The 6,384-nt window shown below is 40.4% G+C and carries 3 protein-coding genes; all 3 read right to left on the bottom strand.

The window, feature by feature from the left end; all coding sequences use genetic code 11:
• Nucleotides 1-669, bottom strand: a 669-nt coding sequence (locus AX662_RS10540; RefSeq protein ID WP_197414652.1) for a GBS Bsp-like repeat-containing protein, incomplete at its 3' end; no start/stop codon positions are given.
• Between the two features lie 293 nt (nucleotides 670-962).
• A complete protein-coding gene (locus AX662_RS01140) occupies nucleotides 963-4,514 on the bottom strand; it encodes a GBS Bsp-like repeat-containing protein (protein ID WP_060971367.1) in 3,552 nt (1,183 codons plus the stop codon).
• A 263-nt stretch (nucleotides 4,515-4,777) separates the two neighbouring features.
• Nucleotides 4,778-6,384: dihydrolipoyl dehydrogenase (gene lpdA, locus AX662_RS01135; RefSeq protein ID WP_060971366.1), on the bottom strand; the 1,607-nt coding region annotated here is incomplete at its 5' end.

Raw genomic sequence — 6,384 nt, 5'->3', positions numbered from 1 at the left:
GGTATTCTGCATAAGGTTGGTAATAATAAGTTTCGATTCCCTGTGCTGCTGAACTGCCTTATGCCAAATCAAATCATCTTGTCCATTGGCTAAACTCCAAGATGGAACAAAAACCTCTTTAACACCTAACGGTGCAACAATATTGCGGATAACCGCATCAAAGGTACCAGTTACCTTGTTGTTGTTCTCAATTGAGAAGCTAGCCTTCGGTTTTAAAACATCAGTATCATTAGATGAACCTGAGGCATGAGTCAACTTAGCAGGTTCAGCCACAACCTCACTTGGAACCTCAGAAGCAGTCGATACCGAAGCATTTTCTGAACTCGCTAGTGTGTTCGCCTGAACTACAGATTCAGAGGCAACGACTCTTGATTCAGATGCTACAATCGTTGTTGAGCTTGCTTGGCTGACTTGTGGAGCACTTGAGTTTGTTACTTCACTTGTAGCAGTAGCAGCTACCACCACGGTTGAACTTGGTCTTGCTGATGGTGACTCTTGTGCAAGAACTGCTCCACCACCAAAAATATCTGCTGCAGTCGCAGGTTGATACTGGTTCCCTTCAGTAACCGTAGGCATTTGCGTAGCTACCTCATCCGCACTGGCCACCTGAGTGGTCACCGCCATGAGGACAGCTGCACTGGCATAGTAGATAAAATCTTTTGTTCGCATTTAACTTCCCTTTGACACTTTTTAATACGTCACCCATTTTACCATAGAAAATATCTTACGAATAGAGGAAAAGTGATAATTCTCTAAAAAAACTACAAAAATGATAAAAATTTAAGTAATTTCTATGCTAATAGTACTAACACAATCCAAAATAATAACGTAAAACCCTATAAATATAAGATTTTAACCTTGTATATAATATTCTGAAAATAGGTAAATAACAACATAACTATCAAAAATCAACACTAAAAAAGCCCTTAGAAGTTTCCTTCTAAAGACCTTTGATTGATAGATTAAGCAAAGACAGAGAAGAATGGTGCACCAAGCTTAGTATCCATTGCATCTCTACTCTGAACACCATGAATGTAATCCAATGAATACCATCCATTGTTATTGGCGTTAAATGGATCACGAACATATGTTTTACCATTATCATAGCCATGAAGTACAATTTCATGCGTGTAAGGATAATTGATAAATTGACTTGCTCCTACTGCCGCCAAAACATGTTGCCCTGACATCAAAGCTGAAGCAATGTTAGCAATACTTGAAAGTACGTTGCTCTTCAGACCCCAATTTTTACTTGCTAATACAATACCATCTGCATCAGTACCAGCGACTGATGTTTTGTTAAATGAATTTGTATTGTAATACAAATAATCCGCAACTGTCGTTGGTGCAATGACAGTTCCCAAAATATCTGTAAAAGTCATGGCAAGTGATGTTGGAACACAGCCAGATTGATCCATATTGCTGACACCATACCACTTAGAAGCCCAACGAGGATCACGTTGAGAATAATAAGTCGTCTGAGGCTCAACACGACGATTACGTGGAGCAAGAGCTGTCTCACCAAGGTTGAATCCATCTACAGTATTGTCTACATAGTCTACATAAACATGAGTCGTATAGTTACCGATGAGATTCTTATGATTAACAGTCGATACATTGATTTCAGTATGTGTTCCAGTAGGTGCTGTATTGTACCAAGAAAGGTTTCCTTGGTTGCTTTCTGACCATACAGCTACACGAATATTCTTAATCTGACGTCCTTGTGGCGCTTGATCAACTACAACTGTAAAACTACCTGCTTCTGAATTAACATTAGTGATATAGGTTTGCGTTTTAGTCTTAGCATTACGGAATTCAACTGTTGTCGTTGTCCCTCCTACACCAACTTGTGACCCATCATTTAAAATGTAGTACAAATGAATATTGTACAAACCTGTTGAATTTTTGTGGTTAGTAGCTTGAACATTTACCGTATAAGTGCCATTAGCTTGACGTGTGGCTTCATACCAACGAATGTCATCTTGACCATCTTTTTCAGACCAAATAGGTACTTGAACAGTACGAACACCTTTAGGACTATAAACATCACTGATAATGACATCAAAAGTACCAGTATCTTTATTGTTATTAACTACTGAAATGGCACCTACTGGTTTATTATGTTTTACGTCTACAATGGTTTCAGTGACATAATGACGTTGGTTGGCATTATCTACGATGTAAACGTCAGCACGGTAATTTCCTAGTGAATTTTTATGCTCACTAGCCTTAATAGTGACACGGTAGCTACCATCAGATTGGCGACTAGCCTTGTGCCAAACGAGATCATCTTGTCCATTAACGAGACTCCATGAAGGAACTAAAACTTCCTTAACCCCATTTGGTGCTACGATATTGCGGATAACAGCGTCAAATGTACCTAAATCAGCATTATTATTTTCAATAAAGAGGCTTGCACTAGGACGAGTTTGAGAAACTTCTACCACTTTTTCAGTAAGGTAGAAACGTTTGTTAGAGTCATCTACAAGGTAGGCATCGGCACGGTACTTACCAGTTGAATTCTTATGATCCGTTGCTTTGATAGTCACTCGGTAAGAACCATCGGCTTGACGAGTTGCCTTATGCCAGATAAGGTCGTCTTGACCACCAGCTAAACTCCATGAAGGAACAAGAACTTCTTTCAAACCTGTAGGAGCAACAATGTTACGAACAACTGCATCAAAAGTGCCTGCTGCAGTATTGTTGTTTTCAATCGTAAGGACACCACTTGGTCGAGCATAATCAACAGCCACTACTTTTTCAGCAATATAATGGCGATTGTTAGAGTTATCCTCGATATAAGCATCGGCACGGTAATTTCCTTTAGTGCCCTTATGCTCACTTGCCTTAATGGTTACACGATAGCTGCCATCAGTTTGCTTAGTCGCCTTATGCCAAATAAGGTCGTCTTGGCCATTTTCAAGACTCCATGATGGCACCAAAACTTCTTTAACACCTAGTGGTGCTGAGATATTAGTGATAACGGCATCAAAAGTTCCAGCCTTAGCATTATTGTTTTCAATAGCAAAACTTGCTTTAGGTTTCAACTGCTCAGGTGTCTTACCAATGAAAACTTGAGTAGTTGTTCCACCAACACCCGTCAATTGACCATCTTTTTGAACATAATAAAGGTGGATATTATAAAGCCCTGTCGAGTTTTTATGAGCTGAAGCCTTAACGTTTACTGTATAAGTTCCATTATTTTGACGGTTAGCCGTATACCAGATAATGTCATCTTGACCATTAATTTCTGACCAAATTGGAACAGAGACCGTTTCAACACCATTTGGTGCTTTGACATTAGAGATGACTACATCAAAGCTACCAACAGTTGGATTATTGTTGACAATAGAAATGGTTCCACTCAAATTGCCTTGAGTTGCATCAACCTCAGCACTAGCATTAGCTGTGAAACGTCCTGTATAATCCACGCTGTGGTCGAAGACATGTTTACTTGGCAAGAGATTAGCCGTAGCTGAAAACTGCCATGCACCAGTTTTGGCATTATAGCGCATGTTTTTGGCACTCGTTGCTGTAAGAGTTGATGATGGGTACTGTGCAACCCAGAAATTTTCAATCCCAAATTGAGAGGTTGAGACAGGTCCACGGTAGCCTAGATTATTCTCATCCAACCAGCTAGCACTTGTGTAGAACATCAAGTTGTTGTAGCCATGCTTATGCATTTCGTTAACCCATGCTTGAGTGTTACGGTTGATATTTGGAAGCATCTTAGAGTCTTCGAAATCATTAACCATAACAGTACTCTTTGGAAGGTTAAGGTTTTGTGCAGCTTGAATGTAGAAACGAGCCTCTGCACGTGCTTCTTCCTCTGTTGTGTATCGAGAAAAATGATAGGTAGATACTTGAAGACCGGCAATTTGAGCATTACGAACTTGTGATGGTGCTTTAGGGTTGTTGTACCAAGTATCCTCAGTCAACTTGACAACGACACCACCAACACCTTGGCGTGCTAGAGCACGATAGTCATCTACACTGATTTCACCATTATGGCTGCTGACATCGATAAAAGTCTTCGGTTGCACCTTAAGGGTTGGCGAAGGAACATCCGTAGAATTCGTTAATTTAGCAGGTGTTGCTACAGTGCTGTTAGGGGCTTCAGAAGCTGTTGAATGTGCAGAAGCGGTCACACTCTCAGAGCTAGCGTTTGAAGTCACTGCTGATGTAGACGTAACAATCGTTGTTGAGTTAGCTACAGATGTTGATGCAGTTGCCGTTGCAGCCTCGGAACTCTGTGAAGCAGGAGACGTAGATACCACTGGAGCACTAGCTTTTGCCACTTCACTCGAAGCTTCGGGTGCTGAAACCGTTGAACTAGGAGTTACAGGTAAGGCTGCTTCTCCACCAAAAATCTCAGCCGCTGTCGCAGGTTGATACTGATTTCCTTCAGTAATAGAAGGCGTTTGTGTTGCCACTTCGTCTGCTTGAGCAACCTGAGTAGTTACAGCCAAGAGAACAGCCGCACTAGCATAGTAGATAAAATCTTTTGTTCGCATTTAACTTTCCTTTTGCATTTGTAATACTTGAACCATTTTACCACAGAAAAACTCTCGTGGAAAGGTTATTATTAAAAATTTTCTAAATAAAATAGAAATATTATAAAATTATAAACAAACTTCTCTCTTGATAGAAAACTCTTTAACTTATTATTCGTATGTTTCTACAAAACTATTGAAAATCCATAACGATTTTTTCAAATAAATACAAATGAAAATGTATGAAAAAATTCCCGAACCTTTGTCCGAGAATTTTATCAGTATTATTTACGTTTTGGTGGGTTATGGATAGCTTCTCCAAGTACATCAGCAAAGGCTTCGTACATGTTTTCAGAGAAGGTTGGGTGACCGTGGATAGATTGCAAGAGTTCATCTACAGTCAATTCATTTTCCATAATTGTTGACGCTTCGTTAATCAATTCAGCTGCAGCCGGTCCAATGATATGAACACCAAGGATTTCATGGTACTTCGCATCTGCAACGACTTTAACAAAACCTTGAGCTTCGTTTGAAGCAATAGCACGTCCATTACCAGCAAAGCTTGATTTACCAATGAGGACATCACCATATTTAGCGCGTGCATCTTCTTCAGTAAGACCACACATTGCGACTTCTGGGTGTGTGTATACAGCAGCTGGTGTGTAGTCAAGGTGAGCCTTACGAACGTTACCATGCATAGCATTTTCAGCTGCAACTTCACCCATACGGTAAGCAGCGTGAGCAAGCATCTTAGTTCCGTTTACATCACCCGGTGCATAGATACCAGGGATTGATGTTTCTTGATAAGCATTCACTTTGATACGACCACGGTCTAATTCAAGGTTAAGATTTTCAAGACCATCCAACTGAGGAACACGACCGATTGAAAGAAGGGCGCGATCAGCTACAATCTCTTCACCATTATTAAGTTTAAGGGTCAATTGGTTGTTGGCTTCAACAATTTCAGAAACACCAACAGAAGTCATGATCTTCATGCCCTTCTTAGCAAGGATTTTTTGAAGTTCAAGTGATACTTCTTTATCCATAGCAGGGATAATGCGGTCAGCCATCTCAACAACAGTTACTTCTACACCGTATGAAGCATAAACAAGACCAAGTTCGATACCAACGACACCACCACCCATAACAGCAAGTGATTTAGGTAATTCACGCAAGTCAAGGATATCATCTGATGTCATCACAAGTTGTGACTCAATTCCAGGGATATTGATACGTGAAACTTTTGAACCAGTCGCAAGGATAATATTACGTCCCTTGATTGTTTCTGAACCAATAGTAACTGTCTTATCTGGGTTAACTTGACCAAGACCATTGAAAATAGTAACCTTGTTAGCCTTCAAAAGACCTTGAACACCACCAGTAAGTGTCTTAACAACAGAGTTCTTAAAGTCAACAGTCTTATCCATATCGATACTGTAGTTTGTTGACGCTAGGTTGATACCACGACCTGCAGCAATCTTAAGCCCATCAAGGATTTCTGCATTTTTAAGGTAGGTCTTAGTTGGAATACATCCTTTATTCAAACATGTTCCACCAAATTCAGATTTTTCAATGATAGCAACCTTACCACCAAGTTGTGCCCCACGAATGGCAGAATAGTAACCAGCAGGACCACCACCGACAACAATAATATCGTACTCATTGTCAGCAAGTGGTGCTTTTTCTGCAGGAGCTGCTGGGGCAGGAGCTTTAGGAACTTCAAGACCAGCAGATTCTAATTGAGCAGTTGCTTCTGCAACAGGTGCACTGGCTGCATTATCAGCCACAACTTCACCCTCTGCTCCAATATAACCAATAACCTCAGTAACTGGTACTGTTTCACCAGCCTGACGGGTAATCTTCAAAAGAACACCAGAATCTTCTGCTTCAA

It is taken from the genome of Streptococcus sp. CCH5-D3 (assembly GCF_001556435.1).
In the GTDB taxonomy this organism is placed as follows: Bacteria; Bacillota; Bacilli; order Lactobacillales; family Streptococcaceae; genus Streptococcus.
This window is presented reverse-complemented; position numbering and strand designations above follow the sequence as displayed.